Source organism: Terriglobus roseus (genome assembly GCF_900102185.1).
In the GTDB taxonomy this organism is placed as follows: Bacteria; Acidobacteriota; Terriglobia; order Terriglobales; family Acidobacteriaceae; genus Terriglobus; species Terriglobus roseus_A.
The window spans coordinates 3,501,272-3,528,263 of record NZ_LT629690.1 but is presented as its reverse complement, the minus strand read 5'-3'; the positions used below and the strand labels follow the sequence as shown (position 1 = coordinate 3,528,263).

Sequence of the window (26,992 nt, the reverse complement as noted above, 5' to 3'; positions counted from 1 at the left end):
TATATGCGTAATCGTGTAGTCTCCTCGCTGGTCCTTGCGGCCGTGTGTGTGTCCGCGCCTGTTGTCTCTCTCGCGCAGTATGAAAACGGTAGCTTGCTGGGCACGATTCGTGATGCTTCTGGCGCTGCGGTTCCGAATGCTGACGTTACCGTGGTCAATACGGCTACGGGCATTACCAGCCATGTAAAGACGGATGCGGATGGCAACTACGATGTGCCGCAGATTCGTGTTGGCGTGTACACCATTACGGCGACTGCGCCGGGCTTCTCAAAGGCTGTGGCTGAGAAGATTGCAGTTGCAGTGGGTAATCGTCAGCGCATCGACCTGAGCCTGAAGGTGGGCGGCGACGAGACGGTGATCCAGGTGACGGACGTTGCGGTGCAGGTGGAGACAGAGTCCACGCAACGCGATCAGACGATCACGAACTACCAGACAGCCGCGCTGCCATTGGTGAGCCGTAACTACTCCGACTTTATGGGGCTGGTGACGGGTGTGCGCCAGGCGCCGAGTGCAGCTACTACGTCGAGCAACGGAAACGCGCTGGTTCGTCTGGGCGCGTACAACGTGAACGGCCAGCGTTCCGTGCAGAATAACTTCCTGCTCGATGGTATGGATAACAACGCTTACGGCGAATCAAACCAGGGCTTTGATAACCAGATCATCTCAGTGCCGCCGGACAGTGTTGCGCAGTTCAGCGTGGTGACGAACAACCAGAGCGCGGAGTATGGTCGCGGTTCTGGCGCGACGATCAACGTGGCATCGCAGTCAGGTGGCAACCAGTTCCACGGTTTGCTGTATGACTTTCTTCGCAATACGAGCCTGAATGCTGCTGGCTTCTTCAAGCCGCCGACAGGCAATGTGCCGTTCCGTAAGCCGACGACGAACCGTAACCAGTTTGGCGGCAACATTGGCGGACCGATCTTCAAGGACAAGTTCTTCTTCTTCCTGGATTACGAGGGTCTGCGCTCGATCACGAAGCCGTTGTTCGTGTTGACACTGCCGACACAGAACGAACTGAACGGTATCTTTGTGACGCCGGTTCGTAATCCGTTGAACCCTTCCGTGGTGTATCCCGCAGGCACGCCGATTCCAACCGGTGCGATGAATCCGCTTGCAGTGCAGATTGCGAATGCGTTCAAGGGCATTTCCGGGTTGCCGGTTTCGGGTTCTCCAACGACCGGACAGGCTGCCGCGAATTATGCTGTGCTGGTTCCGTTCAAGGACTATGGCGACAAGGGTGATCTGCGCCTGGACTATGCGCCGAATGCGTCGTCGCGCTACTTTGTTCGCGTAAGTCAGCGTAAGGAAACGGGCACGAACAATCCCACCATTCCTGAGCCATTGGATGGACAGTCGTCCGGACCGCAGCGCATCCTGAATCAGCAGATTGCGCTTGGTTACACGGGTATCTTTGGACCGAACCGCGTGCTGGACGTTCGTCTTGGTATTTCGAAGACGAAGGCTGGCAAGACGCCTCTGAGCATTGGTTCGCAGAACTTCAACATTCCTGGCCTGCCTACAGCGGCGAACATTGCGGGCGGTCTGCCTGCGATTGGTATCTCTGGCGGCTTCACCGGCTTTGGACGTCAGACAACAAACCCCCAGTTCCAGAACCCGTCGTTGCTTGATCCAAAGATCAACTACACGTGGGTGAAGGGATCGCACTCATTGAAGTTTGGCTATGAGTGGGAAAAGATCTGGATGGGCGTACTGGATAACAACCCACTGTATGGCCAGTTTGCATTTGGTGGCGGATACAGCGCATGCCCGGCAGGCACGGTGATTCCGGGAACCTCAAACACTTGCTCATCGGCTACGAACGCTCCGGTGGCACAGTCCAGCGCTAAGATTGCGGATACCTACTTTGCAGACTTCCTGTTTGGTTTGACCAGCAGCTTTGCGCAGTCGAACTACTTTGAGGCGCATCTGCGGCAGACGATGCAGAGCGTGTATGCGCAGGATGACTGGAAGGTGGCGAACAACTTTACGCTGAGCCTTGGTCTGCGTTGGGAGTACGGCTCGCCTTATTCGGAAAAGGATAACTACATTTCGAATTGGGATCCGACTTCGCAGACAGTGTTGACGCTGTCTCCGGGAGCGGTTGCGGGCAACGGCATTACGCCGGTGAGCAACCTGGGCGGAACGTATGGCAAGACGCTGGTGAATCCTGATCTGAATGACTTTGCACCGCGCGTTGGATTTGCTTATGCAGCAACTCCGAACACGGCGATTCGTGGTGGCTTCGGCATTGGCTATGTGCACTACACGCGTGCGGGTTCGGGCGACATCATCGCCATCAACGCGCCGCAGGCGCAGTTTGCTTCAGTGACGCAGATTAACCCTAGCGCTACGAACCACTGCACGACGCCGCTGCCACCAAACATGGTGCCGATTGGTGCAACGACGCCTACTTGCTACGCGACGATGGAGCAGGGATTCCCGACAGGATTGACGACGAACTTCAATCCCGCGACGGACAACATTACGTGGCGACCGAAGAACACGCGCGATAGCTACGTGCAGAGCTGGTACCTGGCGATTCAGCGTCAGCTGTTTAAGAACGCCCTTGTGGACGTTGCGTATGTGGGCAACCACGGCGTGAAGTTGGAAGGCATTCTGAATGGCAACCAGCGTACGGTGCTGGGTGGCACGACAGCTGCGCCGCTGTATTCGCGTCCGTTCAGCAACTGGAGCTCAGACATTACGGAAGCGTTGAACCAGTCGATGAGCAACTACAACGCGCTGCAGGTTCGTTACGAGCAGCGTATGGTTGCCGGTCTTACGTTGCTGAACAGCTTTACGTGGTCGCGTTCACTGGATAATGCGAGCGCATCGCTGGAAGGCAACACGCCTTCGCCGCAGGATGCGAGCAACCTGTCACGCGAGTATGCGCAGAGCGACTACAACACGCCTGTGATTAACGTGACCAGCCTGGTGTATGAGCTGCCGTTTGGTCGTGGCCGTAAGTTCGGCGGCAACATGAACTCGGTCGAGAACTTCATTCTTGGCGACTGGCAGATCAGCGGCGTGAATACGGCGCAGGGTGGTACGCCATTCAACATCACGTATTCGCCGAACTCCGCACAGCTTGCTTCAACGCAGATCACGGCAAGCTATCGTGGTGTGAACCTGTATCGTCCGAACCGTGTGGCGGGTGTGCCTCTGACGCAGGGTCGCAGTGTGAAGCAGCCCACAACGGGCTATATCCAGTACATCAACTACAACGCGCTTGTGTTGCCTTCGATCACGAATGCGGCTGGTACGCTGCAGTCGCCGTTTGGCAACCTGTCGCGTAATGCGGGTCGTTCGCCTGCGCTGTATCAGACGGACATGAGCGTGAGCAAGAAGTTCGTCACGCCGATTGAGAGCCTGAAGGTTGAGTTCCGGTCGGAGTTGTACAACGTGTTCAATCACACCAACCTGTACCTGCCTTCGAGCCCGACTGGTACACAGGGCGCAGCGCCGAACGCTGGTGGCATTATCACCAGCACGTTTACGCCGCGCGTGATCCAGTTCGCACTGAAGGCAATGTTCTAAGTGCAATAAGTCATAAACGCGCTAAATGCGCAAAGGCCGCGATGAGTTTTCATCGCGGCCTTTTTGTTTTGTCGTTTCTTACTTTGTCATGGAGTAAGGTGCGGTGTGGTTCTTCATGGACCATGCTGCTTTTTCTTTGGTGCTCATGACGAAGTGAAGTTCGCCGCCGTTCATCAGCTCGTCGTGGGTGAGGAAGCTGCGATCGAGTGGTTTGCCGTTGAGTGTGACGTTTTGCACGAAGGCGTTTGTATCGCTTAGGTTTTCAGCGGTGATGGTGAAGGTTTTGCCGTTGGGAAGGTGCATGGCTGCGTGATCGACGAAGGGTTTGCCGATGACGTATTCATTGCTGGTGGGCGCGACGGGATAGAAGCCGAGTGATGTGAAGAATAGCCATGCGGACATTTGACCGAGGTCGTCGTTGCCTACGAGGCCGTCGGGTGCGGGTTTGTATTGCGAATCGACGATCTGTTTGAGGCGTGCCTGTGTGCGCCACGGTTGACCGGCGTACATGTAGAGATAGGGCAGGTGGTGGCTTGGTTCATTGCCGTGGATGTACTGGCCGATCATGCCGGAGATGTCTTCCACGTCAGCGTACTTGGCAGGATCGACTTTCTGATCGAACATTTCGTCGAGTTTTGCGACTAACTTATCGGGGCCGCCGAGTAACTTGATGAGGCCGAGTTCATCCTGCGGCTGATACCAAGAGTATTGCCATGCATTGCCTTCAGTGAAGCCGCTGTTTGCGCCCGCCTTGGTGGGGTCGAAGGGCGTGCGGTAGTTGCCGTTGGCGAGGCGCGGTTCTACGAAGCCGTCTTTGGTATTGAAGTTATTGCGCCAGTATTGTGCGCGTTTGTAGAACTCGGTGGCGATGTCTTTGCGGCCCAGTTTTTCTGCGGTCTTTGCGATGGTCCAGTCGTCGAAGGCGTATTCGACGGTCTTCGATGCGGCTTCCTGATCGTTGTCGACGGGGACGTAGCCGAGCTTCATGTATGCGCCGAGGTTGCCGTAGGGCGCGTACTTTGCGGATGCAATCATGGCGTCGAGTGCGGCGTTCTTGTCGAAGCCGGGGATGTCTTTGGCGATGGCGTCGGCGAGGACGGGCACTGCGTGATAGCCGATCATGCACCATGTTTCAATACCCTGGAACTGCCAGACGGGAAGGATGCCGAAGGGGCTTTCCTTTTGCGAGGCGAGCATGGACTGCGCGAGATCGGCAGTGCGCGATGCGGGTTGCAGGAGCGTCATCAGCGGTTGTTCTGCGCGATAGGTGTCCCACAGCGAGAGGCTGCTTACGAAGTTAAAGCCGTTTGCTTTGTGGACCTGATTGTCGGGGCCGCGATAGCTGCCGTCGACGTCCATACTGACAGAGGGCGAGAGCAGTGTGTGATACAGCGCGGTGTAGAGGCTCTTGCGTGTGTCGGCGTTCGCAGTGATTTCGACTGCGCTGAGTGCCTTTTCCCACTGTGCGGTGGCTGCTTTACGGGCTGCGTCGAAATCGAATGCGGGGACTTCCGCGTCCATGTTGGCGATGGCTTCGTCTTCGCTGGTGGGCGAGATGGCTACCTTCACAACTAAAGGCTTGGGAGAGGAGGCAAAGTCAAAGACGCCGATGAGTCCACGGCCTTCCATGCTTTGCGTGTCTTCCGGTGTGTTACCGGGTGTTTTGAAGCCGTTGTAGAGAATGGGCTGCGATTCGCGGTTGTAGAGATGATGCGCGGTGAGCGGCTGTGAGAAACGGATTGCGAAGTAAAGCTGGCGTCCGGGTGCCCAACCGCGGGTTTCGCGCATGCCGGTGATGGTGCCGTCGTTGCGAACGCGCAGGCGCGACCACAGAACTTTGCCGGGGTAGTTATAGATGCTGGAGCGCAGGTCGAGGAGAATGTGCTCGGACTTGTTGGCGGGGTAGCTATAACGATGTACGCCGACGCGCGTGGTCGCGGTGAGTTCGGCTTTGATGCCGTAGTCTTCCAGCGTTACACCGTAGTAGCCGGGCGATGCTTTTTCAGACGCGTGATTGAACTTTGAGCGATAGCCGGGGTGGTCTGCATCGCCGGGTTCGAGGTTTACATCGCCGCTGATGGGTTGCAGAAGAACGTCGCCCAAGTCAGAGTGGCCCGCGCCGGAGAAATGTGTGTGCGAGAAGCCGAGGATGGTGGTGTCTTCATAGCGATATCCGGCGGCCCATTTGTAGCTTTGTTTGAAGGGGCGGATTTGTGTGTCGGGTGAGAGCTGCACCATGCCGAAGGGCACTGCTGCTCCGGGGAAGGTGTGACCCTCAGGGCCGGTGCCGATGAAGGGATCGACTGCAGCAACGGGCGATTGCTGTGCGTGGGCCGCAGCCAATAGAAGCAGGCTGCACGCGACGAGTGTGTGAAGAGATGAGAAACGCATGCCGCTTCAGAGTAAACCCGTGCGATGGGCAGATAGAATCGTCAGGCACTGTTTACCGTTTCATGGCATCCAACCAGAGATCGGGAGCGAATCATGCCATTTGATCGAAAGCGTTTTCTGCCTGCAGTTGCGCTTGCAGCCGCAGTTGTTGTGAGTCCGGGCTACGTGAACGCGCAGCCGGGACAGGGTGGTCCTCCGCCGGGACAGCAGGGACCGGGGAATGGTCAGCAGCGTCCACCGCAGAACGGCCAACGTCCTCCGCAGAATGGAGACCAGCGTCCGCCGCAGAATGGACAACGGCCGCCGCAGAATGGACAACGGCCGCCACAGCAAGGAAATCAGCGTCCACCGCAAAACGGACAACGGCCACCGCAGAATAACCAGCGTCCTCCTCAAAATAATCAGCGACCACCGCAGCCGGGACCGCAGCGTCCACCGCAGAACAATCAACGCCCGCCGCAGCGTCCTCCGCAAGGTGGTCCGGGACGGCCTAACTTCCAGTTTGATCAGCACTATCGCAATCAAATGGCGCAGCACTATCGCTCGGATGCTATGCGTTATCGCAATCGCAAGCGTCCGCCGTTTGTGCCGGGATACACGATCCCGCGCAACTACTCGATTCGTCCGGTGCCGTCTTCGTACTGGAGAGGGATGCCACCACCGCCTCCGGGGTATCAGTATGGCTACTATGACGGCTACATGGTCGCCTATAACCCAACCACGCGCATCATTGCAGACGTGATGGATTTGGTGACAGCTTTAGTGAACTAAGAGATGTTTGCTGCAAATGTTTTGGGCTGCCTTTCGAGGCAGCCCATTCTTATTCCGTTGTCGCCAGTGTGACGGCGAACCAATGTTGTTCGTCTGTCCACTGCTCAACGGGTTCGTAGCTTGCACTGCGCAGCAGCGATGCGATGGATTTGCTGGTGAACTTATAGCTGTTCTCGGTGTGGATGGTTTCGCCCTTTGCGAAGTGGAAGGATGCATTCAGCGCAGGAATACGAACCGTCTGTTCGCGTAGCGATTGCAGGTGCATTTCAATGCGTGACTGATCTTCGTTCCACAGAGCCACGTGGCGATAGCGCGCGAGGTCAAAGTTGGAGCGAAGGTCGCGATTAATGCGGCGCAGCAGATTCAGGTTGAAGGCTTCTGTCACGCCATCGTGATCGTTGTATGCCGCTTCAAGCTTGCGACGATCCTTGACCATATCTGTGCCGAGCAACAGCGTATCGCCCGGTTGCAACTGTCTGCGCAGATTGCAGAGGATGGTTGCTGCTTCCTCCGGATCGAAGTTGCCGATGCTGCTGCCGATGTAGAGCGCCATGGTTGGGCCGTTATGCTGCGGGATTTCCAGCGCATCCGTGACGTAGTTGGCTACCTGTGGCGATACGGTAACTCCGCTTTGAACGCGTTCCATGGAAGCGCATGCTTCTGCCATCGCCGACTCGGATACGTCGATGGGTAGATATTCCGTCTGGCCTTGGCGACGCACTGCGGCGTCAAGCAGGATGCCTGTTTTGGTTGCGGTTCCTGCGCCGAGTTCGATAATGCGGAGGCGACCGGTGCGACCGGGATGCGTCTTTTGCCATGTGCGGATGGCGGTGTCGATGATGCCATCCGCATAGCCTGCGAAGATGGCGCGTTCGGTGCGTGTGGGGTAGTACTCCGGCAGCGTGGTGATGCGTTCAAACAGACGCGAGCCTTCTGCGTCGTAGAACAACCAGGCGGGCAGCCACTTTGGAGTGGAGGACAAGCCTTCAAGCACTGCCGTAGCAACGGCTTCCTGCACGGGGTTGGCGAGGGGCGGCGTGAAAAGCTCAGGAGTGGAAAGAGTTGTGCTCACCGATGATCCTATTCGTTGTGTGAGAAAGCCCGTGCCAGGCGGATGCCGGAAAACTGCCAGCGTGTTCCCGGCGTGAAGAAGTTGCGATAGGCGGTGCGGATGTGGCTTGCAGGGGTTGCGACGGAGCCTCCGCGAAGCACCATCTGGCTGGACATGAACTTGCCGTTGTATTCACCGAGCGCGCCGGGAAGTGGGGCGTAACCGGGATAGCCGGTGTATGCGGAGGCGGTCCACTCCCATGTGTAGCCCAGCATTTGCGTGAGGCCGTCAGAGGTGGCGGCGACGGGATGGAGTCCGCCCTGTTCCAAGAGACCGGTGGTTTCCATGGCGGCTTCGTTTGCTGCGTATTCCCATTCCGCTTCGGTTGGGAGTCGACAACCACGCCAGCGAGCGTAGGCATCGGCTTCAAACAGGCTTACGTGGCATACCGGCGTGGCCAGCATGGTGGACAGGCCACGCCATCCGCCGAGGGTGAAGATGCGCCAGCCTGTGCTGTCATCCGTACATCGTTGCCAGTAAAGGGGAGACTCCCAGCCTTCACTTTCAATGGTGTCGAGGCCTTCGCTGAGCCAGAGTTCGGCGCGCGTGTAGGCGTTGTCGTTCATGAAGGCGAGATATTCGCCGCAGGTGACGAGACGGTTTTCTAATGCGTAAGGCTGCAGGTAGACGCGGTGCTGCGGGGTTTCATTGTCAAAGCAGAAGTCGAGCGGATCTGCCGTGTTGAGGGGATATCCGATCTGCTGTATGCCGCCTTCAAACTCGACCCAGCGTGAAGGTGTGGCTTCTGCGTCTGCTGTTTGCTGGGCTTCGCGATAGATGGGGTGCAGGGGATTGGTGAAGAAGGCGTGCTTGATGTCAGTCAATAGCAGTTCGAGATGTTGCTGTTCGTGCTGGATGCCGAGGACGATGCGGCGCAATGCGTCGTCGGGTACGTTGTCTTGCTGCAGCAGTTCTTCGACGTGGCGATTTACATGCGCACGGAAGCCGACGATGGTTTCCAGAGACGGGCGCGAGAACGATGCGCGAAGTTTTTTTTCTGGAATTTCATTGCCCAGGCTGCGGTAGTAGCTGTTGAAGAGCCAATGGAAATCGGGATGGAATGGCTGGTAGCCGCGGAGGAATGGCGTGAGCACAAAGGTCTCAAAGAACCAGCTTGTGTGCGCCTGATGCCACTTCGTTGGGCTGGCTTCCGAGCAGGATTGCACCATCTGATCCTCGGCGGTCAGCGTGCGGCAGGCGTCTTCCGTCGCCTGGCGTGCGGCCAGAAAGCGTTGTAGCAACGTGGCTTGCACGGGACTTACGACCTTTGAAACAACAGTGGTGGCCATTCGCTTGGGACCTCAGGCAAGGGATTGAGTGGGTGCGCGGACTGGGTAGAGAGGAAGATGATGTCGCAGGTGGATTGGATGCAGATTTGACGCACTATGTTCTTCCTTCTCATGGAGCGTGCGCCACAAAAAAGTTTTCGGCGGCATGATCCGTAGATGGCGGTGGAATCTTTTCGGATTCTCGTTGGCGTGCCTCTTTCGCGGGAGGCGCGAAGCGGCATATACTGCCATCAAATACATCCCCATGCCGTCCTGGGCCGGAAATTACAGGCAATTCCAGGGCTTCGCAGGGGACAATACCAGCGAGGTGCGTCTTCTCCGAGACGTTGTACGCAGGTCCTGAATTCGAAGTGACAATGGCAGCAGATAGTACTTCCTGCGCCACGAATTTCGTCTCGCCCCGCTCGCTGATCCGCTCCGCTCTCCACTCTGCCGCCGCGTTTCTCGCCCCTGGGCGATGCCGTCTTTGCCGCGCTCGTTCGCTGGCGGATGGACGGCTGGTTCCGCTGTGCGACGCGTGTATGGCATCCGTTGCGAGTGGCCGCCTGGGTGGCCGCTGCTATCGCTGTGCGGAGCCGTTGGGATATGAGCCGTCGTACCAGGAGTTCAGCGACGACGTTCTTTGTGCTGATTGCAGCGAAACCCCGCCGCCTTTCGCACGCGCGACAGCTTTTGGTTCTTACGAGTTGATGCGACATGCGCTTCGGCTGTTCAAGTTTGGAAACGTACGTTCGCTTGCTCTGCCCATGGGAGGCCTGCTGGCAGAAGCCATCCTGGAGCAGGCAGAGGGTATGCCGGAATCGCTACTGGTGATTCCCGTGCCGTTGTTCCGGCGCCGCCGTTTATACAACCAAAGTCTCCTGCTTGCGGATGCTGCAATGCGTGTTGTGCAGCGTCGACGCCCGCTCTGGAAGATGGAGCTGGCCCCGCACCGGTTGAGGCGCGTTCATCACAAAGAGTCGCAATACCGTTTGTCACCCGAAGAGCGTCGCGAGAATGTGCGCGGCGCGTTTCAGGTGCGAGGCTCCGTTCGCGGACGCCAAGTCCTGCTGGTGGATGACGTATATACCACCGGCGCCACTGTAACGGAATGCACGGAAGTGTTGTTGGCCGCAGGAGCTGAGAGTGTGCGAGTGGTCACGCTGGCTCGTGCTGGTAGTCAGATCCCTGTGTTGTGGACCGCACCGGCGCATGGCACGGAGTATTCGTCGCACAAGCATTTTGGAAACCCGATTTACCCGCATCCGGTTCAGTAGTTAGTTGCCGGTGCAAAGAGAGACGTAAGAACGACAGGCACGCACGAACAGATCGATATCACCCTTCGCAAGGAGCAGTGCTCGAGATGCATTCCGCCAAAGCCCGTAAGCAGAAGTCGCTCGCTAAGTGCCACACCCTTACTCCACCCGGTGAGGATCCGCGTCCGCGTCGTGGGGGAACCACGCTGCAGACACCGGTGCTGGTATTGAACGCTTCCTATGAACCCATCAACATCTGTGGTGCGCGTCGTGCGCTGGTGCTGGTGCTGAAAGGTGTGGCACGCACGGAAGAGGAGCATGGTCACACGCTGCATGCCGCCTGCATCCGCATGCCTATGCCGTCTGTGATTCGTCTGCTGGAGTATCGTCGCATTCCGCACCAGACACGCGCGCTATCGCGCAAGAACATTCTTCTTCGCGATCGGAACACGTGTCAGTACTGCGGCTGCATTCTGACTGCCAGCGAACTGACGTTGGACCATGTTCTGCCGCGCTCGCGTGGGGGCACGTCCACATGGGAAAACCTGGTGGCGTGTTGCCATGATTGCAACCGTCGCAAAGGAAACCAGCTATTACATGAGCTGCAGGATATGAAGCTGATGCGTGAGCCAAGGCCGTTCTCTTTGCATACTTCCCGACACATTATGCGAATGTTGGGGTCTGGAGATGCAGCGTGGCGAAAGTATTTGTACTTTGAAGCATAAGAAGTTCTCAAATCTGATACCAAACAGCGCTCTTTTTGTGGAGGAGCGCTGTTCTTTTTGATAAGTTCTTCTTAATATCTCCCTGTCTTAACTTCAAGACTTGCACGAGACTGCCGATTAGAGCAGTAGCCTCCCGCCAAACAAAGAGCGCAGCGAGTGCCGCCGGATGTGCACCGGTCACCACGAGGTAGTTCTATGTGCACAGGGATTCTCCGAATTTCAGGTATTTCTCCGTTCTGATGGGTTTTTGACCTGTCGTTGAATGACTTCAGTAACTGCGTTTGTTATAGGCCTTACTACGTTTTCGTAATGAATGGACGCGCCGTCTTCGGTCACTTAGGGTAAGTCTTGCCCGGGAGGAAATTCCGGAAGAGTCTTGGAGGACTACCCTAAATGAAGAAGACCGTTGTTACCTCTGCCGTGATGTCGCTCCTGCTGATGCTGGGCGCTGCTTCAACCGGATCTGCAAACGCACAGACCAAAACCACGAAGAAGACGACTGCTACTGCTGCGTCTATCCCCCCGCCGTCGTGCCCCCCGGGAGATCCGAATGGCTGCGGTATCTACGACTAAGTTTTATCGGGTCAGCTGAGACGCTGCTCCTTGGTATGCTCTTGCTCAAGGAGAATTCTGGTGTCCACGTTCCCGCTCTACAACACGCTCAGCGCAATAGAGATTGCGCTGAGCGTTGTTGCTTTGATGTTCCTGATTCGAGCGGGTGAACTGAAGAGCTACTGGCCCATGCTGATTGTCAGCAACTGGCAGACAATCCCTTTCTTTACCCTGGAGTGGCTTCGAGCGCATGGCAGGGAACACGCCATCACCGCCAAGATGGCCTACATCATTTACTTCTATACCTTCTATTCCTGCTTCGCACTGCAAGCGATATTCGCTGTGCTGATGACGTATTTCGTGTTGCGCGAAGCGATGCGGCCCCTGAAAGGCCTGCAGCAGCTTGGGAATATTGTGTATTGGTGGATCTTCGCGATCTCCTCTTTCCTTGCCCTGGATGCTGCACATGCAACTTCCGTCGTAGGCGGCCAGGTGATCGTGGGGCTGGTGACGGAGCTGCAGCGCATCAGCGGTACCCTCACCGTGAGCCTGGTGATCTTTGTCTGCCTGGCGATCCGTCCCATGGGCCTGTCCTTAAAGAGCCGTGTGTTCGGTGTGAGCTTTGGACTGGTGATCACTTCGCTGGTTACAACCATTCAGGCGCCATCGCTGTTCAAGCAGCGTTATCTGTATCGGCCCTATGCCATCGTGCAAATCCTGGTGGGTTGGATCGCTCAACTGATCTGGATCTGGTATTTCAGCCGGCCTGAGCCAAAGCGTAAGTTTGTGCTTCTTGCTACTACGTCGCCGTTCCATGCTTGGAATCGTATTGCGGAGCAGTTTGGAGCAGAGCCGGGCTTTGTCGCGATTGGCGGAGTGCCGCCGGATGCCTTTGCCGCGGCAGAGATTGAGATCTTCCATCGCGCCTCTGAGAAGATGAACACTCCCGACACTTCCGACGAGAAAGAAAAAGGGAAGTAGAAGCAAGCGCTTCCTATTCATTGCTCGCTTTCTGTTCGTTGATTGCGCTTGATCGTAAAGCAGAAGGGCCACCCTTGCGGGTGGCCCTTCTGATGTTGCGTGAGGCGAGAGTTACTCGCGCTCGGAGCGCTTCCAGTTGATGAGGTCGCCCAGCGTGGTGCTGGAGGACGAGCTGCTGGAGGAGCTGGAGGAAGGAGTCTTGTAGCTCTCCACCTCTTCGCGGCTGGCTTCTTCGCCGATACCACGGAGGCTGAGGCCAACCTTCTTCTCTTCGGGGCTCATCTTCACGATCTTGAACTCGTGCTCAGAACCAACCTGAAGTTCCGCCTGCTTGCCGGTCTCGTCAACTGCTTCGGAGACGTGGCACAGACCTTCAACACCCTCGGCGATCTCAACGAATGCGCCGAACTGTGCGGTGCGAAGAACCTTGCCCTTGACCACATCGCCAACACGGTGCTGAGCGAAGAAGGTATCCCATACATCGGGCTCGAGCTGCTTCACGCCGAGGCTGAGGCGACGGTTCTCCGGCTCAACACCGAGAACAACTGCCTTAACCTTCTCGCCCTTCTTCAGAACTTCCGAAGGATGCTTGATGCGCTTCGTCCAGCTGAGGTTCGAAACGTGAACCAGGCCGTCGATGCCGTCTTCGATCTCGATGAATGCACCGAAGTCGGTCAGGTTGCGGACGCGACCTTCAACCGTTGCACCGGTGGGGTACTTGTTCTCCAACTGCTCCCACGGATTGTCCTGCAGCTGCTTCATGCCAAGCGAGATGCGGCGATCGTTCGGGTTTACCTGGAGGATGATGGTGTCGACTTCATCGCCGGGCTTAACCATCTTCGAGGGGTGCTTCATGCGCTTGGACCAGGTCATCTCCGAGACGTGGACCAGGCCTTCGATGCCCTGCTCCAGCTCAACGAATGCGCCGTAGTCGGTCACGGACAGAACGCGGCCCTTTACCTGTGCACCGATGGGGTAACGCTCGGTTGCGTCGAGCCACGGATCAGGCGTGAGCTGCTTGAATCCGAGCGAAACGCGGTGCTTATCCTTGTCGAACTTGAGGACCTTCACCTGGATCTCGTCGCCAACCTGCACGAGATCGCGCGGGTGGGTGAGGCGACCCCAGCTCATGTCGGTGATGTGGAGCAGGCCGTCAAGGCCGCCCAGCTCAACGAATGCGCCGTAGTCGGTCAGGTTCTTCACAACGCCGGTCAGCACGGTTCCCTCTTCGAGGGTCTCCAGCGTGACGGACTTCTTGGCGTTCTGCTCTTCCTCAAGGATTTCCTTTCGGGAGATAACTACGTTGCCGCGCTTCTTGTTCAGCTTGATGACGCGAACGTCGAGCTGCTGGCCCAGGTAGGTGTCCAGGTTGCGAACGGGGCGAATCTCCACCTGCGAACCGGGGAGGAATGCCTTCACGCCGATGTCAACGGTGAGGCCACCCTTAACGCGGGACAGAACCGTACCGGTCACAGGGGTCTTGTCTGCAGCAGCCTTCTCGAGCTGATCCCACAGGCGGTGACGCTGAGCCTTCTCGTAGGAGACGAGGTATCCGCCCTCTGACTCTTCACGCTCAACCACAACTTCCACTGCATCGCCCACGGCCAGCTTCGGCTCGCCGGTGTGATCCAGAACCTGCTCCTTCGGAATCAGACCCTCGGACTTGAGTCCGATGTCGACAACAACGTGCTTGTCGGTGATCTTCACCACGGTGCCGGTGATGACCTTGTCCTCTTCCATGGCGGAAGAGGCAGCGGCCTTCTCTTCGGCCTGCTCACGGTCAAAGCTTTCGAGCGCAGCAGCAAAATCGGCTGCATCGTAATCGATGTCGTCGTCAGCGGTGGTGGTTTCCGGTGCGGGCGTAACCAGGTGGTTTGCGCCTACGGTTTCGGGGGCTTCGTGCTGGTTGTCAGGAGTGGTGGTTTCGGTCGGCATGGTTTCCAGTTCGGTGCTCAGAGGTTTGCTCTCAGTTTCAGAATTTAGCGGGGGATGGCATCGGGCAGCCACCCAGCTATTGACGCTCCGCAGTGCCTTAAGGATTCAAAAGGGGGCCACTACCGGCAGTGCGCTGAAACGTGTTTCGATGTGTTAGCAGACGGCGCGCGGGCGCCGCTGGTTGAAACCGCAAGAGCGAATTGTCCAAGGTAGCCCGCGCAAATCCCCAAAGCGCCAGAGCTTGCTTTAAGTATAGGACTCGAAAAGGGTGTGGGTCAATGAAATCAAGCTCGCGAGGGCAAGCGCCAGAAACGGCCAGAGGGTTAACGAACGTGCGTGATACGAAACGGAGGGAGGGAGAGCTGATATTTCGGCTCTCCCTCACTCCGTTTATGAACAGCTCTTTAAGATCGTCAGTTATTCCCTGTTGAGGGCGCGCCAGCCGATGTCGCGGCGCATTTGCATACCCTTAAAAGAGATGGCGGAGACGGCGTCATAGGCCTTTCCGGCGGCGCGGCGTAGGTTTTCGGCCTCAGCTGCGATGGCCAGAACACGGCCGCCTGCAGTGACAACTTCCCCTGCTTCATTGCGGGCGGTGCCGGCGTGGAAGACTTCCACACTAGCTGGCGGGGGGACGTCCAGCCCGTGAATGACCACGCCCTTTTCTGCACTTGCGGGGTAGCCTGCGCTGGCGAGGATAACGCTGATGGCTGCGCCCGGCTTTAGGCGGATGTCCAGCTTGTCCGCCGTTCCGTCAATGGAAGCATCGACGAGGTCGAGGAAGTCAGTTTCAAGGCGCAGGAGGATGGCTTCTGTCTCCGGATCGCCCCAGCGGGTGTTGAATTCAAGGACTTTAGGGCCGTTCGGCGTCATCATGAGGCCAATGAAGAGGATACCGCGGAAGGGGTATCCCTCTAACTTCATGCCGTCGACGGTGGGCTGAGCGACGTTTTCCAGCACCCAGGTTTTGAGGTCGTCGGGCAGCAGCAGGTCTGTGGAGTAGGCACCCATGCCGCCGGTGTTGGGGCCGGTGTCGCCTTCGCCGATGCGTTTGTGATCCTGCGCGGCGGCAATGATGGTGGCGTGTGTGCCGTCGCAGAGGGCGAAGACGCTCAGTTCGTCGCCGGTGAGGAATTCCTCGATGACGAGCGAGCCGTTCATGGGGAGCAGTTCCTGGACGGCGGCGTCGGCTTCGGCGGAAGTGGTGGCGATGATGACGCCCTTGCCTGCGGCTAGGCCGTCGGCCTTCAGGACCACGGGGAGCGAGAACTCTGGCAGGGCCGTCTGCGCTTCTTCCAAGGTATGGACTGTGACGTAACGGGCAGTAGGGATGTTGTGGCGCTGGAGAAAGTCCTTCGTAAAGGCCTTGCTGCTTTCTAGCTGTGCGGCGGCCTGCGTGGGTCCGAAGACGCGGATGCCGCGTTCATGGAGCGCGTCCACAATACCTGCGGCGAGGGGGACTTCCGGGCCGATCACGACTACATCGGGTTGCACAGCGTCGGTGACGCGGAGCATATCGGCCACATCGTCCTGCTTTACGGGTAGGCATTTTGCAATGGTTTCAATGCCTGCGTTGCCCGGTGCGCACACCAGTTCGTTTACACGCGCGGACTTCCGCAGCGCCCAGCAGATGGCATGTTCACGGCCGCCTGCGCCAATCACCAGAACCTTCATGGTCTCTAGTATCTCGCGGGATTTGCGTGGAAGGTGGGTGGAGAAACTGCTATGCTTTATTTAGGTGAGCCTAAAGATCGCCATTCCGGAAGAGAAAGCCGAGCCGCGCATCACACTGCGCGAGCTTTGGACCTTCTTTGGTCCGGCGTTTGTGGCATCTGTGGCTTATATCGATCCCGGCAATTTTGCTTCGAACATCGTAGGCGGAGCCAAGTATGGCTACACGCTGCTGTGGGTTTTGCTGTGGTCGAATGCGATGGCCATGCTGGTGCAATACCTGTCGGCAAAGCTGGGTATTGCGACGGGGCATACGCTGCCGGAGTGTTGCCGCGAACATTTCTCAAAGCCTGTGGTGTGGCTGTTGTGGGTTGGCGCGGAGATCAGCGCGATTGCTACGGATCTGGCCGAGTTCCTTGGCGCGGCGCTTGGTTTTTATCTGTTGGTGGGGCCTTACTTCCTGGCGCATGGCATGAGCCGCACCACAGTGATGTTTCTTGCTGCGTTGGCGACCACGGTGTTTGTGTTTCTGTTGCTCGCTCTGAAACAGCGTGGCTTTCGGCATTTTGAGGGCGTGATCATTGCGTTGGTCAGTGCGATTGGTTTCTGCTACGCGATTGAGATCTTCCTGGTGCATCCGGATTGGTCGCAGGCGGTGCGTGGAACGCTTGTGCCGCACCTGAATCACGAGACGTTGTACATTGCCGTGGCCATGCTGGGAGCGACGGTGATGCCGCATGTGATCTATCTGCATTCGTCACTGATGCAGCCGCGCCTGACGACATTTGTGGAGCATGGCGTTAGCGGTGGTGCCAATCGTGCGCAGGCAGCAGGTCGTTTGCGAGACTTCCGTCGGCGTTATCTGCGCTTTGAACGCATCGACATCATTTTTGCGATGAATGGTGCGTGGCTGATCAATTCAGCGATGTTGATCATGGCGGCTGCGGCGTTGGGTGGTGTGGGCGAAGGCGCTATCAGCAAGCTGGAAGGCGCGCACCAGACGCTTGGACCGCTGCTGGGGCCGATGGCGCAGGTCGCATTTGCGGTGGCGCTGCTGTGCAGTGGTTTGTCCTCGTCCACCATCGGTGTGTTGGCGGGGCAGGTGGTGATTGAGGGATTCCTGCATGTTAAGTTTCCTATCTATCTGCGTCGCCTGATTACGATCATTCCTGCGCTTGTGGTGATTGCGATGGGGTTGGATGAATTGAAGGTGTTGCTGCTATCGCAGGCGGTGTTGTCCTTCGGCATTCCGTTTGCGCTGGTGCCGCTGTTGATGCTGACGGGCAAGAAGAGTGTGATGGGCGAGTTCTGCAATAACCGTGCGACAGCGGTTGCGGGATGGACGGTGGCGATGCTCATCATCGGGCTGAACTGCGTGCTGCTCTGGCAGATGTTCACCGCATAAGAAGAGGCCGCACCTTTCAGCGCGGCCTCATAAGTTTCCTTCTTTAGTACGACAGCTTAGTGGCGATGATCGCCGCCTCCGCCGCCTCCGTGAGGTGCCTGTGGTGGCGGGGCTGCGTGTTGCATCTGCTGTTGCTGATGCTGCATTTGCTGCTGCATCTGGTGTTGTTGCTGTACCTGTTGTTGCATCTGGCGTTGTTGATTCTGTTGCGCCTGACGCTGCTGCTCCTGCATGCGCTGTTGCTGTTGTTGGACCTGTTGGCGTTGCTGGTCCTGCATCTGGCGCTGTTGTTGCTGTGCTTGCTGTTGACGCTGCTGTTCCTGAGCGCGCTGTTGTTGCTGCTGCTGGTCACGCTGCTGCTGCACCTGCTGCTGGCGTTGCTGTTCCTGCTGACGCTGTTGCTCTTGCTGGCGTTGCTGGTTCTGTTGCTGCATCTGCTGCTGGCGTTGCTGATCCTGTTGACGTTGTTGATCCTGCTGCCGCTGCTGGTTTTGTTGTTGCTGGTGCTGCTGCTCCATCTGCATGCGTTGCTGATTCTGAGTGTTCTGCTGCTGTTGGCGCTGTTGCTCCTGCTGTTGGCGCTGCTGGTTTTGTTGGTTCTGTAGGTTCTGTTGTTGCTGGCGCTGTTGTTCCTGCTGCTGGTGTTGCTGGTTCTGCAGATTCTGCTGTTGCACGCGCTGCTGTTGGTCGAACTGCTGGCGCTGCTGCTGGTTCATGTTCTGTTGCATGTGCTGCTGGTTCTGCAGGTTCTGCTGCTGGACGTGCTGCTGCTGTTCAAATTGTTGGCGCTGCTGCGGATTCATGTTCTGCTGCTGCATGCGCTGCTGGTTGTTGAACTGCTGACGTTGCTGTTCGAACTGTTGACGCTGCTGCGGCGTTGCATTGGCAGGCAGCGCGCCGTTGAAGCCATTCGGTCCGGGGTGCAGATTGTTTCCCGGCATGGGTGACATGGTCCGGGGAGGCGCAACGATCCCGCGCTGTGCCTGCAGAGGTTGTGACGTCGTGACCATGTTGGGGCGACCACGATTCTGCTGGAAGAACTGCGCACGGTTCTGCATGGCAGCCTGACGATTCTGCACCTGCGACTGCATGGGAGGCACACGCTGTTCACGGACTGCAGCGAATTCCTGCGGAGCCGGACCGCGGCGCAGACCGCCGTTGCCGCCGTAGTAGGAGACACGCGAGTTATTGATGTACGTGTTGTTTATGACCTCAACGCGGCGGTTGTAGACGTAGTTGTTCACTCTTCCTGGCTGCACGCGATTAACCGCGGTGTTGTACCAGAAGTGATTGTTATTCCAGTAGCCACCCTGGTAGCCGAAGCCGATATAGCCGAAGCCATAGTTGATGCCACCGTAGTAGCCGATGTGCTGGCCCCAATAGCCGTGGTGCCAGCGATACCGACTGCCGTACCAGCCCCACCATCCGGGGGTCCACAGCGCACCGACGTAGGGAGGCGCAACCCATGCTCCGGGGACGTAGTAGTAACCGGCGGTTGCGTAATCCCAGTAGCCGGGTGTCCACATATAGTCGGGGCCGGGAGCTACAGGCTGTTCATAGTCCTGGGGCAATGGGGGAGGCGGTTCTGTTGCAGCAGGAACGTCAGGATCGAGCAGGGCGTTGTATTCGTCGTATTCCGCGGCGTTGGCAGCCTGTTGGTCAGTGTATGGCTGGCCGTTGCTGTATTGCTGTGGCTGCTGCTGCGAGTTGTCGTAGACGGGCTGCTGCGGTTGTTGCTGCTGATCGTCGCCCTGATAGGCAGGCGGCGTGGTGTTGTATTGCAGCGATTCATTTTGGGTGTTCCGGCCGGACTGTGGTGCGGCTTGTGGCGCAGCCTGCGGGGCGTAGCTGGTGCCGTTGCTCTGGGGCATGGCGGCGTAGCTGACACCGGCCACCTGTGTTGGCAGCAGGTTCGCATTGGCAGGATCGGTGGCGGCGGCGTTGCCGTCCACGATAGGCGCGGGATTGGCCGCGTTGCTGCGACATCCTGTCAGGAGGAGCCCCAGCGAGGAAATAAGTACTGCAGACCGGTAGAGCGATACGTTCTTCATAAAAATCCTCAGGGATGGTCAGATGCCGCGAAGCTCTCTGCCGTTGATCCCCATCCTGCATGAATCAAACCCGGTCAGAGGCAAAGGGTTGCGAGAAACTATTTCCCTTTTCTTGGGCACTGTTGAAGAGTACCCGTTCCGCGTTACGATAGAGGCTATGGACCGCTCCCTGATGAGGTTGAAGCGTTTCCGCCGCGGCAGGCATGATCGCGGCCGGATCTCCCTGTAACTCTGCATCGCTCTCGTTTTGCTACTCTTGATTGCCACAGCCGCCCGGGCCAGGCTTCGCGTTGCGAATGCCACATGGTCTGCGGCCAGACCTCGCGCCTTTGCACAGGCGCGATTGAGGACTGACACATGAGCACTTCGCTGAATACTTTCGCAAGCCGCGCCACACTTACCTCGGGCGGCAAAAGCTACACCTATTACCGGCTGGATTCGTTGGCAGAAAAGGGTGTGGAGCTGTCGCGCCTGCCTTTCTCGCTGCGCGTTCTGCTTGAAAACCTGCTACGCCGCGAAGATGGCGTAACGGTTACCGCCGATGACATTGAATTCCTCGCCAAATGGCAGCCCACGGCTGAGCCCTCGCGCGAAATCGCCTACATGCCTGCACGCGTGCTGATGCAGGACTTCACTGGCGTTCCGGCAATTGTGGACCTGGGCGCGATGCGCGATGCCATGAAGGCGCTGGGCGGCGATGCGGAGAAGATTAATCCGCTGATCCCTGCGGAACTGGTTATAGACCACTCGGTGCAGGTGGATGAGTACGGCTTGAAGAACGCGTATGACATCAACTCGCTGCTGGAGTTTCAACGCAATCGCGAGCGTTACGCCTTCCTGAAGTGGGGACAGAGCGCGTTCAACAATTTCAGCGCGGTGCCGCCGGGCATGGGCATCTGCCACCAGGTGAACCTGGAGTATTTGGCGCGCGTTGTGTTTACAACGCCGGGCGGTGAAGCGTATCCCGATACCTGCGTTGGTACCGATAGCCACACGACGATGGTCAACGGCCTGGGCGTTCTGGGTTGGGGTGTTGGTGGCATTGAAGCCGAGGCTGCAATGCTGGGCCAGCCGGTGTCGATGCTGGTGCCGCAGGTGGTGGGCTTCCGCCTGACGGGCAAGCTGAAGCAGGGAACCACGGCTACCGATCTGGTGCTGACTGTGACCGAGATGCTGCGTAAGCATGGTGTTGTCGGCAAGTTTGTGGAGTTCTTCGGCAGCGGTATCAGCGAGCTTCCGCTGGCTGATCGCGCAACGATTGCGAACATGGCTCCTGAGTATGGCGCGACGTGCGGCATCTTCCCTGTGGATGCGGAGACGCTAGCGTATCTTCGCTTGACCGGACGCACGGATGAGCAGGTAAAGCTGGTTGAGGACTACTACCGTGCGCAGGGCATGTTCCACACCGCCGACGCGCCCGAAGCACAGTACAGCAGCACGCTGGAACTTGATCTGGCGACGGTGGAGCCGAGCGTTGCCGGACCGAAGCGTCCACAGGATCGCGTGGCGCTGTCGCAGACCGCGGCGTCGTTCGCGAAGCAGTTGCCTTCGCTGTATGGCCCGAATGCGAACACCAAGGGCGATCGTCAGATTGTGCGTTGGCAGGGTGAGGGCGGACATCCGTCGGCTGATGGCTCCATTGAGTCTGCGGTGGGTGCGCCGGAGCCGGGTAAGGACGGCGTGCTGGTAGAAGCGAACGAGCCGATCCCGTCGATCAAGGATCGCTTTGGTATTGACGTTGATCCGTATCTGCATCACGGCAGCATTGTGATTGCGGCGATCACGTCGTGCACGAATACTTCAAATCCGTACGTGATGCTGGCTGCTGGTCTGCTGGCGAAGAAGGCAGTTGAGAAGGGCTTGCAGACACCGCCGTGGGTGAAGACATCGCTTGCGCCGGGTTCGCGCGTGGTGACCGACTACTACAACAAGGCTGGTCTGCAGACGTATCTGGACGCATTGCGCTTCAACACGGTTGGTTATGGTTGCACCACCTGCATTGGCAACTCCGGTGCGCTGCCCACGGATGTGTCGAAGTCGATTGAAGAGCATGGGCTGGTTGCAGTGAGTGTGCTCTCGGGAAATCGTAATTTTGAAGGCCGTATCAACTCAGATGTGCGCGCGAACTATCTCATGTCGCCGCCGCTGGTGGTTGCTTACGCGCTGGCTGGCCGCATTGATTTTGACTTCGACAACGAACCCATCGGCAAGGGCAAGGATGGCAGCGATGTCTTCCTGAAGGACATCTGGCCGACGCAGGAAGAAGTCAACAAGACTGTGAACGACAGCATTGATGCAGAGATGTTCCGTACGCAGTACAGCACTGTCAGCGATGGCGATCATAACTGGCAGGCGCTGAAGTTCCCGCTGGGTGATGTGTATGGATGGGAGGCTGACTCCACGTACATTCGTCAGGCTCCGTACTTTGACGGCATGCCCGCAATCCCCACGCCGGTAACGGACATTCATGATGCTCGCGTGCTTGCGGTGCTGGGTGATTCAGTTACGACCGATCACATCTCGCCCGCTGGCTCGATTAAGCTGAACGGTCCCGCAGGCAAGTATCTGACTGAGAACGGCGTGAAGCCCGCAGACTTCAACAGCTACGGTTCGCGTCGCGGCAACCATGAGGTGATGGTGCGCGGCACGTTTGCGAATGTGCGTCTGCGCAACAAGCTGGCTCCGGGAACAGAGGGCGGTGTGACTCGTCTGCTGCCGGAAGGGACCGGCATGAGCATCTACGATGCGTCGGTCGAGTACGCGAAGCGCAACACGCCGCTGGCGATTCTTGCTGGTAAGGAATATGGTTCTGGTTCTTCGCGCGATTGGGCTGCGAAGGGGCCGCGTCTGCTTGGCATTCGTTTTGTGCTGGCAGAGAGCTACGAACGCATTCACCGTTCGAACCTGGTGGGCATGGGCATTTTGCCTCTGCAGTTCCAGGAAGGTGACAATGTGGAATCGTTGGGCCTGACGGGCGAAGAGGTGTACTCGGTTCCTGGCTTGAAGGACATGCTGGACGCGAAGTTTGCGAACGGCAAGCAGATCACCGTGGAAGCAAAGAAGGCTGACGGTACTGTGCTGCACATTCCGGCAACCGTTCGCATCGATACGCCGCAGGAGATCCTGTACTACCAGCACGGCGGCATTCTGCAGTATGTGCTGCGTCAGTTGGCTGGTAAGGCATAAGCAATCCACGAACGCGGCAGGAGGGCCCGGAGTGATCCGGGCCTTTGTCGTTGCTAATTCTTCTTGGCCAGATCGGTACACATGGGCAGTGCAGGTGCTCCTGCAGCATTGCCGCTGATGGTGTAGCAGAGCTGTCCGGTGCGTGTATCCATGGCAAGTGTGCCGACGGGGATCTTGTCCGATATCCCGCTGGGGTCGTTTACCAGTACGAATCGCTGGCCTGTGATGACACTGGTTGCACTGCATCCTGTCAGTGGTAGAAGCAGGCACGGCACGATTCGGCGAAGTATTGTTTTCATTGCTGACTCCAGCAGGAAGTGTACTGGAAAGGGCCGGGGCTACTCTGTCGTTTCGCTCTTGGCGGGTAGCGCCTTAAGACGGCCGATGAATTCTTTGATGTGGGGCATCAGTGGCTCGAAGAGTGGATCGTTGCGGTGGTGCAGTGCAACTTCTGCGAACATCTTGAAGCCGATGGCGAGTTGGGCTGCAGTGTCGTCATCCCATAGGCCCTTCGCTTTTTGGCGTTCGAGGATGTTGAAGAGGTCGTCGTGATTGTAGGCCTCAAAGGTGACCTTGTCGTCGGTGTTTCCACGCACTACGCCGTCTTTGCCTGCCACGCGTTCTAACGTCAGCTTGTAACGATACTGATCCATACCTCATTCGACGCAGAGAGTGTGGCGCGGGATTCGGGTATGGTGTTCCTTGAACACTTGCTTTAAGGAGCCGCGAGCAAATGGAAGTGCATGTGCCAGAAGAACCAGTGATGACCTGGCGACAGTTTTTCATTCACATGGGCATCGTTGTTTTGGGGTTGATGATTGCCATTGTTTTGGAACAAAGTGCGGAGTGGCTGCACCGCCAGCATCAGCGGCATGAAGTGCGTGAAGGCATTCAACGCGATCTTGAAATCATTGCGACGAATGCGGAAGGCGCGCAGCGCTATTACGAGGCCATGGTGGCGCGCGACGCTCGTGTGATCCGACAGACGCAGGATGCTTTTCTGCATCACAACGCGATTCCTGCCTTGCCGGAGCTGCCGGGTGTTGCGGATTGGGATCAGCCAAACGATCCCTCTTATCAGGCTGCAAAGGCAAGCGGCCGATTGGCTCTATTGTCTGAGGACGAGATTCGTGTCTTTTCTGAAGTGGATGGTCCAATCCAGAATCTGACAGCGTCGTTTAACGTGCTGGATGAGGCGGGCAGCAGTCTGAATGAATTCACCGCGCGCTTTGGTGTGCCGGGTGCGGCTGCGAATACGTGGAAGGACGCGACGCCGGATGATGTGCGTCGGTACATGGCTGCCTTGGCGGCGCAGCAGAATCAGGCGCGCAGCATTGCGCTTAACTTTGCAACAATTCACGCTATTGCAGAGCAGGCTGTGCATGGAGAGCGTGATCTGCAGACGATCTACAAAGCAGAAAACGAAGCGTACCTGAAGGCGATGCAGCGTATGCAGTAACATGCTGCCGGGATAAGGGAGAGGCGTGCCGATGCATTCAGTTGGGAAACGATCATGGTTGGTGGCGGCATTGTTGCTGGCTACTACTGGTATCTCTGCACAGCAGGCACTTACTGCGGAACAGTTGATTGCGAAGATGCGTGAGGCTGCCGGGATTGTGCCGGGGTCGAACACGGTGGACACGATTAAGGCAGGTGATCCGCAAACGGTTGTCACTGGTGTTGCGACGACTGCGACGCCCACGATGGATGTGTTGCGTAAAGCGGTTGCCGCACACGACAACCTTGTCATCACGCATGAGCCGACGTTCTACAACCATCAGGATCAGGACACGCTGGTCAAGAACGATCCTGTGTATCAGGAGAAGCTGAAGTACATTCAGGATCACAAACTGGTGGTCTTCCGGTGGCATGATGGAGCGCACGCACATCAGCCGGACTTCATCATGGAAGGCTGGAAGCAGAAGGCGGGATGGGCGACCGCGCAACGCAATCCGCATGAGCCGATGCTGTACACCACGGCACCCACAACGGTGCGTGCACTTGCCGATTCATTGCGCTCGAAGACCGGCGCTAAAGTGGTGCGTGTGATTGGCGATCCGAATCTGAAGGTGACGAAGATTGCTTATGCACCGGGTGCTCCGGGGCCTGCACCGCAGATTGCAGCGCTGGAACGCGACGATGTAGAAGTACTCGTTGGCGGCGAGATTCCTGAGTGGGAGACCATTGCTTATGCGTGGGACGCTCAGCAGCAGGGACGGCACAAGGCGCTGATCCTGATGGGGCACTACACCAGTGAAGAACCTGGCATGGATAACTTTGCGAGTTGGTTGCGCAAGACCATGCCAGGCTTGCGCGTGGATTTCATTCCCGCAGGCGAGCCTTACTGGCTTGCTCACTAGCCTGTGCAGTTGCGATAGATTAATGAGGCTTGGCTGAGGTGCGGATGGAATCCATTGCCATCTGTACTGTGCCCAGTTTGTCTGTCATGGCATCATGCACGGCGACGCGAACGTAGCCATCACCCTTGTCAGGTAACGCAACGATCTGGTGATAGCGCATCCCGCTTTTCAGCATGGCCTGATAGCGTGCGTCGTCCAAGGCGAGCGTGGCGCGATCGTTGCGAGAGTCGAGTACTTTGCCGTTCTTGTCGTAGATGACGGTGGCAACATCCACCACGCCGTGCATCTTGCCATCGGCATCAGGTGAGAATTGTAGAGTGGAGAAATCCACCACGGCATTCAACTGATAAGTTCCATGCGGTTGTGCTTCAAAGACCGGCGCGCCAATTACCTTTGCAGCATCAATATTCGTCGTGGGTTTTGACACTTCCATCTGAAAGAGTACCTCGCTGCTCTGTGGCGCCATGGGCTGCATGGCAAGCGAAGTTTTCTTCGAATTCAATGCAGACGGTGTGGCTCCACGCGGAGGCACCGCAAAGTATCCGTGGCGATATGCGAGATGTAACCCCTTACCTCTGACTGAGACTTCAATGTCACGGAACTGGCCCGGCTTTACAGACAGTGGAGGCGTGTAACTCAATGTGTAGAAGCGCGTTCCATCATCAATGGCCTGCTTCATCCCCTGGGCAATGTCGTTTGTATTGAAAAACGCTTTGCCTCCAGTTGCATCCGCTAGTTGCTCCATGGAGACGTGTTCCTGAAAGACGCTATTGTCGTATTCCTTGTCCTGCGGTGAGAAGCTTCTACTGCCGTTCATGCGTTGCTGTGCCGCGAGGTCGCTTGCGAGTAGATCATTCCCAGGCAGTTGTGATGGACGTACCGGCACGCCACGTGGATCTACGGGATACACAGATATCTGGCTGCTCGCCAGAAGATTCTGCGTTTGTTGCATCTCCGTCCCCAACATTTCATTACCTACAAATGGATTGCCAGTGGCTTCAACGTCACGCTGGATGACAGTGGGAAATCCTCCGGACACCCACACCAGGTTCTTGCGCCCGTTTACACCGGCCAAGTATTCAGCGACCTCACGGAGGCACTGCATGGTGTAAAGAGCATTGTTGCGTGTGACCACTGAATCCTGTCTGGTTTGTATGTCGTTAGTCACCTGCATTAAGCCTGCGACAATCGACTGAACCGCGGGATTTCCAGATTCATAAAGGGTTTCCAGCGCCTGCACATTTTCATTTGGGACAGCCGGCGGCTTGGTTACGAACGCTGAAAATCTTGTTCCCATGCTGACCAACGCTGCCTTCAGAATGCGCGGATCTGCTGTGAAATCCTGCAGCAGTGTCACGGAAGAGTTCATGGCGAAGATGGCAGTTCGGGTGCCCGCTGGTTGTGCCTGAACAAACTTCACTAGCTGGTCACGCATGAACGGCTGGTCCTGCGGAGGCGTGTTCAAAAAATCAATCAGCAGAACATTGCTAACTCCGCCACGGGCTGCGGTGGCGTTGGTAAATACGCCGGGACGTGGCGGATCATACTGAGTCGGAGTTGTTCCGGTATGTTCTTCAAATCCGCGAAGTGCCTGTGCCTGCTTATTCTCGCGAAGGGAGAAATCTTCTCTCTTTAACCCTGGAACGGGATTGCCGTTCTTGTCGGTGATGACGACATCCACCGTAGTCAGCCTTACATCTGTATGCAGCGTTGGTACCGATACATTTTGGCCAGAGGCCAAGGCTGGCAAAAGGAGAAAAGAAGCAATCAGGGAGTGATGACGCATGAAAAC

Annotated in this window: 19 protein-coding genes; 10 read left to right on the top strand and 9 right to left on the bottom strand. The window is 57.4% G+C overall.

What is annotated here, in order from left to right; all coding sequences use genetic code 11:
• Positions 1-3 precede the first annotated feature (3 nt).
• Positions 4-3,537, top strand: coding sequence for a TonB-dependent receptor (locus tag BLT38_RS14810; RefSeq protein WP_083345873.1), 3,534 nt, complete (start codon positions 4-6; stop codon positions 3,535-3,537).
• 78 nt (positions 3,538-3,615) lie between these two features.
• Here BLT38_RS14810 and BLT38_RS14805 read toward each other — a convergent pair whose 3' ends face one another.
• Entirely contained in the window at positions 3,616-5,928 is a 2,313-nt protein-coding gene (locus tag BLT38_RS14805) for a GH92 family glycosyl hydrolase (protein ID WP_083345872.1), read from the bottom strand.
• Between the two features lie 93 nt (positions 5,929-6,021).
• On the opposite strand from BLT38_RS14805, the gene BLT38_RS20800 reads away from it, so the two are divergent.
• Positions 6,022-6,699: a hypothetical protein gene (locus BLT38_RS20800; RefSeq protein WP_197674891.1), complete on the top strand. Its 678-nt coding sequence runs from the start codon at positions 6,022-6,024 to the stop codon at positions 6,697-6,699.
• A 49-nt stretch (positions 6,700-6,748) separates the two neighbouring features.
• Here the strand turns inward: BLT38_RS20800 and egtD are convergent, their stop codons facing one another.
• Positions 6,749-7,771 carry an L-histidine N(alpha)-methyltransferase gene (gene egtD / locus BLT38_RS14795; protein WP_083345871.1) on the bottom strand — a complete coding sequence of 341 codons (1,023 nt, stop codon included), beginning with the start codon at positions 7,769-7,771 and terminating at the stop codon, positions 6,749-6,751.
• A gap of 8 nt (positions 7,772-7,779) precedes the next feature.
• Positions 7,780-9,099, bottom strand: a complete 1,320-nt coding sequence (egtB, locus tag BLT38_RS14790) for an ergothioneine biosynthesis protein EgtB (protein ID WP_083345870.1) — start codon at positions 9,097-9,099, stop codon at positions 7,780-7,782.
• A 521-nt stretch (positions 9,100-9,620) separates the two neighbouring features.
• Between egtB and BLT38_RS14785 the strand changes: the two genes are divergently transcribed.
• The 4 genes from BLT38_RS14785 to BLT38_RS14770 all read left to right on the top strand — a co-directional run bounded on the left by BLT38_RS14785 (position 9,621) and on the right by BLT38_RS14770 (position 12,592).
• A complete protein-coding gene (locus tag BLT38_RS14785; RefSeq protein ID WP_172838289.1) occupies positions 9,621-10,355 on the top strand; it encodes a ComF family protein in 735 nt (244 codons plus the stop codon).
• 86 nt (positions 10,356-10,441) lie between these two features.
• Complete coding sequence (locus tag BLT38_RS14780; RefSeq protein ID WP_052200553.1) at positions 10,442-11,059, top strand: HNH endonuclease; 618 nt, start codon at positions 10,442-10,444, stop codon at positions 11,057-11,059.
• A gap of 393 nt (positions 11,060-11,452) precedes the next feature.
• Positions 11,453-11,632, top strand: a complete 180-nt coding sequence (locus BLT38_RS14775) for a hypothetical protein (RefSeq protein WP_083345868.1) — start codon at positions 11,453-11,455, stop codon at positions 11,630-11,632.
• A gap of 60 nt (positions 11,633-11,692) precedes the next feature.
• Entirely contained in the window at positions 11,693-12,592 is a 900-nt protein-coding gene (locus BLT38_RS14770; protein ID WP_083345867.1) for a hypothetical protein, read from the top strand.
• A 111-nt stretch (positions 12,593-12,703) separates the two neighbouring features.
• Here BLT38_RS14770 and BLT38_RS14765 read toward each other — a convergent pair whose 3' ends face one another.
• Positions 12,704-14,527: a 30S ribosomal protein S1 gene (locus tag BLT38_RS14765; RefSeq protein WP_083345866.1), complete on the bottom strand. Its 1,824-nt coding sequence runs from the start codon at positions 14,525-14,527 to the stop codon at positions 12,704-12,706.
• A gap of 417 nt (positions 14,528-14,944) precedes the next feature.
• Positions 14,945-16,201, bottom strand: a complete 1,257-nt coding sequence (gene purD / locus BLT38_RS14760) for a phosphoribosylamine--glycine ligase (RefSeq protein WP_083345865.1) — start codon at positions 16,199-16,201, stop codon at positions 14,945-14,947.
• Positions 16,202-16,265: 64 nt separating this feature from the next.
• Here purD and BLT38_RS14755 point away from each other — a divergent pair, with 64 nt between their 5' ends.
• Entirely contained in the window at positions 16,266-17,603 is a 1,338-nt protein-coding gene (locus tag BLT38_RS14755) for an Nramp family divalent metal transporter (protein WP_083345864.1), read from the top strand.
• Between the two features lie 56 nt (positions 17,604-17,659).
• On the opposite strand, the gene BLT38_RS20990 is transcribed toward BLT38_RS14755, so the two are convergent.
• Positions 17,660-19,654 carry a YXWGXW repeat-containing protein gene (locus tag BLT38_RS20990; RefSeq protein ID WP_083345863.1) on the bottom strand — a complete coding sequence of 665 codons (1,995 nt, stop codon included), beginning with the start codon at positions 19,652-19,654 and terminating at the stop codon, positions 17,660-17,662.
• Between the two features lie 357 nt (positions 19,655-20,011).
• On the opposite strand from BLT38_RS20990, the gene BLT38_RS14745 reads away from it, so the two are divergent.
• A complete protein-coding gene (locus tag BLT38_RS14745; protein ID WP_083345862.1) occupies positions 20,012-22,840 on the top strand; it encodes an aconitate hydratase in 2,829 nt (942 codons plus the stop codon).
• A gap of 53 nt (positions 22,841-22,893) precedes the next feature.
• Here the strand turns inward: BLT38_RS14745 and BLT38_RS14740 are convergent, their stop codons facing one another.
• Positions 22,894-23,139 (bottom strand): hypothetical protein, encoded by a 246-nt coding sequence (locus tag BLT38_RS14740; RefSeq protein WP_156785148.1) that lies wholly within the window; start codon positions 23,137-23,139, stop codon positions 22,894-22,896.
• 39 nt (positions 23,140-23,178) lie between these two features.
• On the bottom strand, positions 23,179-23,493 hold the full coding sequence (locus BLT38_RS14735) for a DUF3861 domain-containing protein (protein ID WP_083345860.1): 315 nt from the start codon (positions 23,491-23,493) through the stop codon (positions 23,179-23,181).
• An 80-nt stretch (positions 23,494-23,573) separates the two neighbouring features.
• Here BLT38_RS14735 and BLT38_RS14730 point away from each other — a divergent pair, with 80 nt between their 5' ends.
• The gene (locus BLT38_RS14730) at positions 23,574-24,299 is read left to right on the top strand and encodes a hypothetical protein (protein ID WP_083345859.1); all 726 of its coding nucleotides are present in this window, start codon (positions 23,574-23,576) and stop codon (positions 24,297-24,299) included.
• Positions 24,300-24,330: 31 nt separating this feature from the next.
• Positions 24,331-25,200, top strand: coding sequence for a Nif3-like dinuclear metal center hexameric protein (locus tag BLT38_RS14725; RefSeq protein WP_083345858.1), 870 nt, complete (start codon positions 24,331-24,333; stop codon positions 25,198-25,200).
• A gap of 19 nt (positions 25,201-25,219) precedes the next feature.
• Here the strand turns inward: BLT38_RS14725 and BLT38_RS14720 are convergent, their stop codons facing one another.
• Positions 25,220-26,986 carry a VWA domain-containing protein gene (locus tag BLT38_RS14720; protein ID WP_083345857.1) on the bottom strand — a complete coding sequence of 589 codons (1,767 nt, stop codon included), beginning with the start codon at positions 26,984-26,986 and terminating at the stop codon, positions 25,220-25,222.
• Between the last annotated feature and the right edge of the window lie 6 nt (positions 26,987-26,992).

What these genes read in the sequence shown, in the direction of transcription:
- BLT38_RS14765 (WP_083345866.1), bottom strand. Translation starts at nt 14,527, where the DNA reads ATGCCGACCGAAACCACCACTCCTGACAACCAGCACGAAGCCCCCGAA.
- BLT38_RS20800 (WP_197674891.1), top strand. Translation starts at nt 6,022, where the DNA reads ATGCCATTTGATCGAAAGCGTTTTCTGCCTGCAGTTGCGCTTGCAGCC.
- BLT38_RS14725 (WP_083345858.1), top strand. Translation starts at nt 24,331, where the DNA reads ATGCATTCAGTTGGGAAACGATCATGGTTGGTGGCGGCATTGTTGCTG.
- BLT38_RS14720 (WP_083345857.1), bottom strand. Translation starts at nt 26,986, where the DNA reads ATGCGTCATCACTCCCTGATTGCTTCTTTTCTCCTTTTGCCAGCCTTG.
- BLT38_RS14805 (WP_083345872.1), bottom strand. Translation starts at nt 5,928, where the DNA reads ATGCGTTTCTCATCTCTTCACACACTCGTCGCGTGCAGCCTGCTTCTA.
- BLT38_RS14740 (WP_156785148.1), bottom strand. Translation starts at nt 23,139, where the DNA reads ATGAAAACAATACTTCGCCGAATCGTGCCGTGCCTGCTTCTACCACTG.
- egtB (WP_083345870.1), bottom strand. Translation starts at nt 9,099, where the DNA reads ATGGCCACCACTGTTGTTTCAAAGGTCGTAAGTCCCGTGCAAGCCACG.
- BLT38_RS20990 (WP_083345863.1), bottom strand. Translation starts at nt 19,654, where the DNA reads ATGAAGAACGTATCGCTCTACCGGTCTGCAGTACTTATTTCCTCGCTG.
- BLT38_RS14785 (WP_172838289.1), top strand. Translation starts at nt 9,621, where the DNA reads ATGGCATCCGTTGCGAGTGGCCGCCTGGGTGGCCGCTGCTATCGCTGT.
- BLT38_RS14735 (WP_083345860.1), bottom strand. Translation starts at nt 23,493, where the DNA reads ATGGATCAGTATCGTTACAAGCTGACGTTAGAACGCGTGGCAGGCAAA.
- BLT38_RS14810 (WP_083345873.1), top strand. Translation starts at nt 4, where the DNA reads ATGCGTAATCGTGTAGTCTCCTCGCTGGTCCTTGCGGCCGTGTGTGTG.
- BLT38_RS14780 (WP_052200553.1), top strand. Translation starts at nt 10,442, where the DNA reads ATGCATTCCGCCAAAGCCCGTAAGCAGAAGTCGCTCGCTAAGTGCCAC.
- purD (WP_083345865.1), bottom strand. Translation starts at nt 16,201, where the DNA reads ATGAAGGTTCTGGTGATTGGCGCAGGCGGCCGTGAACATGCCATCTGC.
- BLT38_RS14730 (WP_083345859.1), top strand. Translation starts at nt 23,574, where the DNA reads ATGGAAGTGCATGTGCCAGAAGAACCAGTGATGACCTGGCGACAGTTT.
- BLT38_RS14745 (WP_083345862.1), top strand. Translation starts at nt 20,012, where the DNA reads ATGAGCACTTCGCTGAATACTTTCGCAAGCCGCGCCACACTTACCTCG.
- BLT38_RS14775 (WP_083345868.1), top strand. Translation starts at nt 11,453, where the DNA reads ATGAAGAAGACCGTTGTTACCTCTGCCGTGATGTCGCTCCTGCTGATG.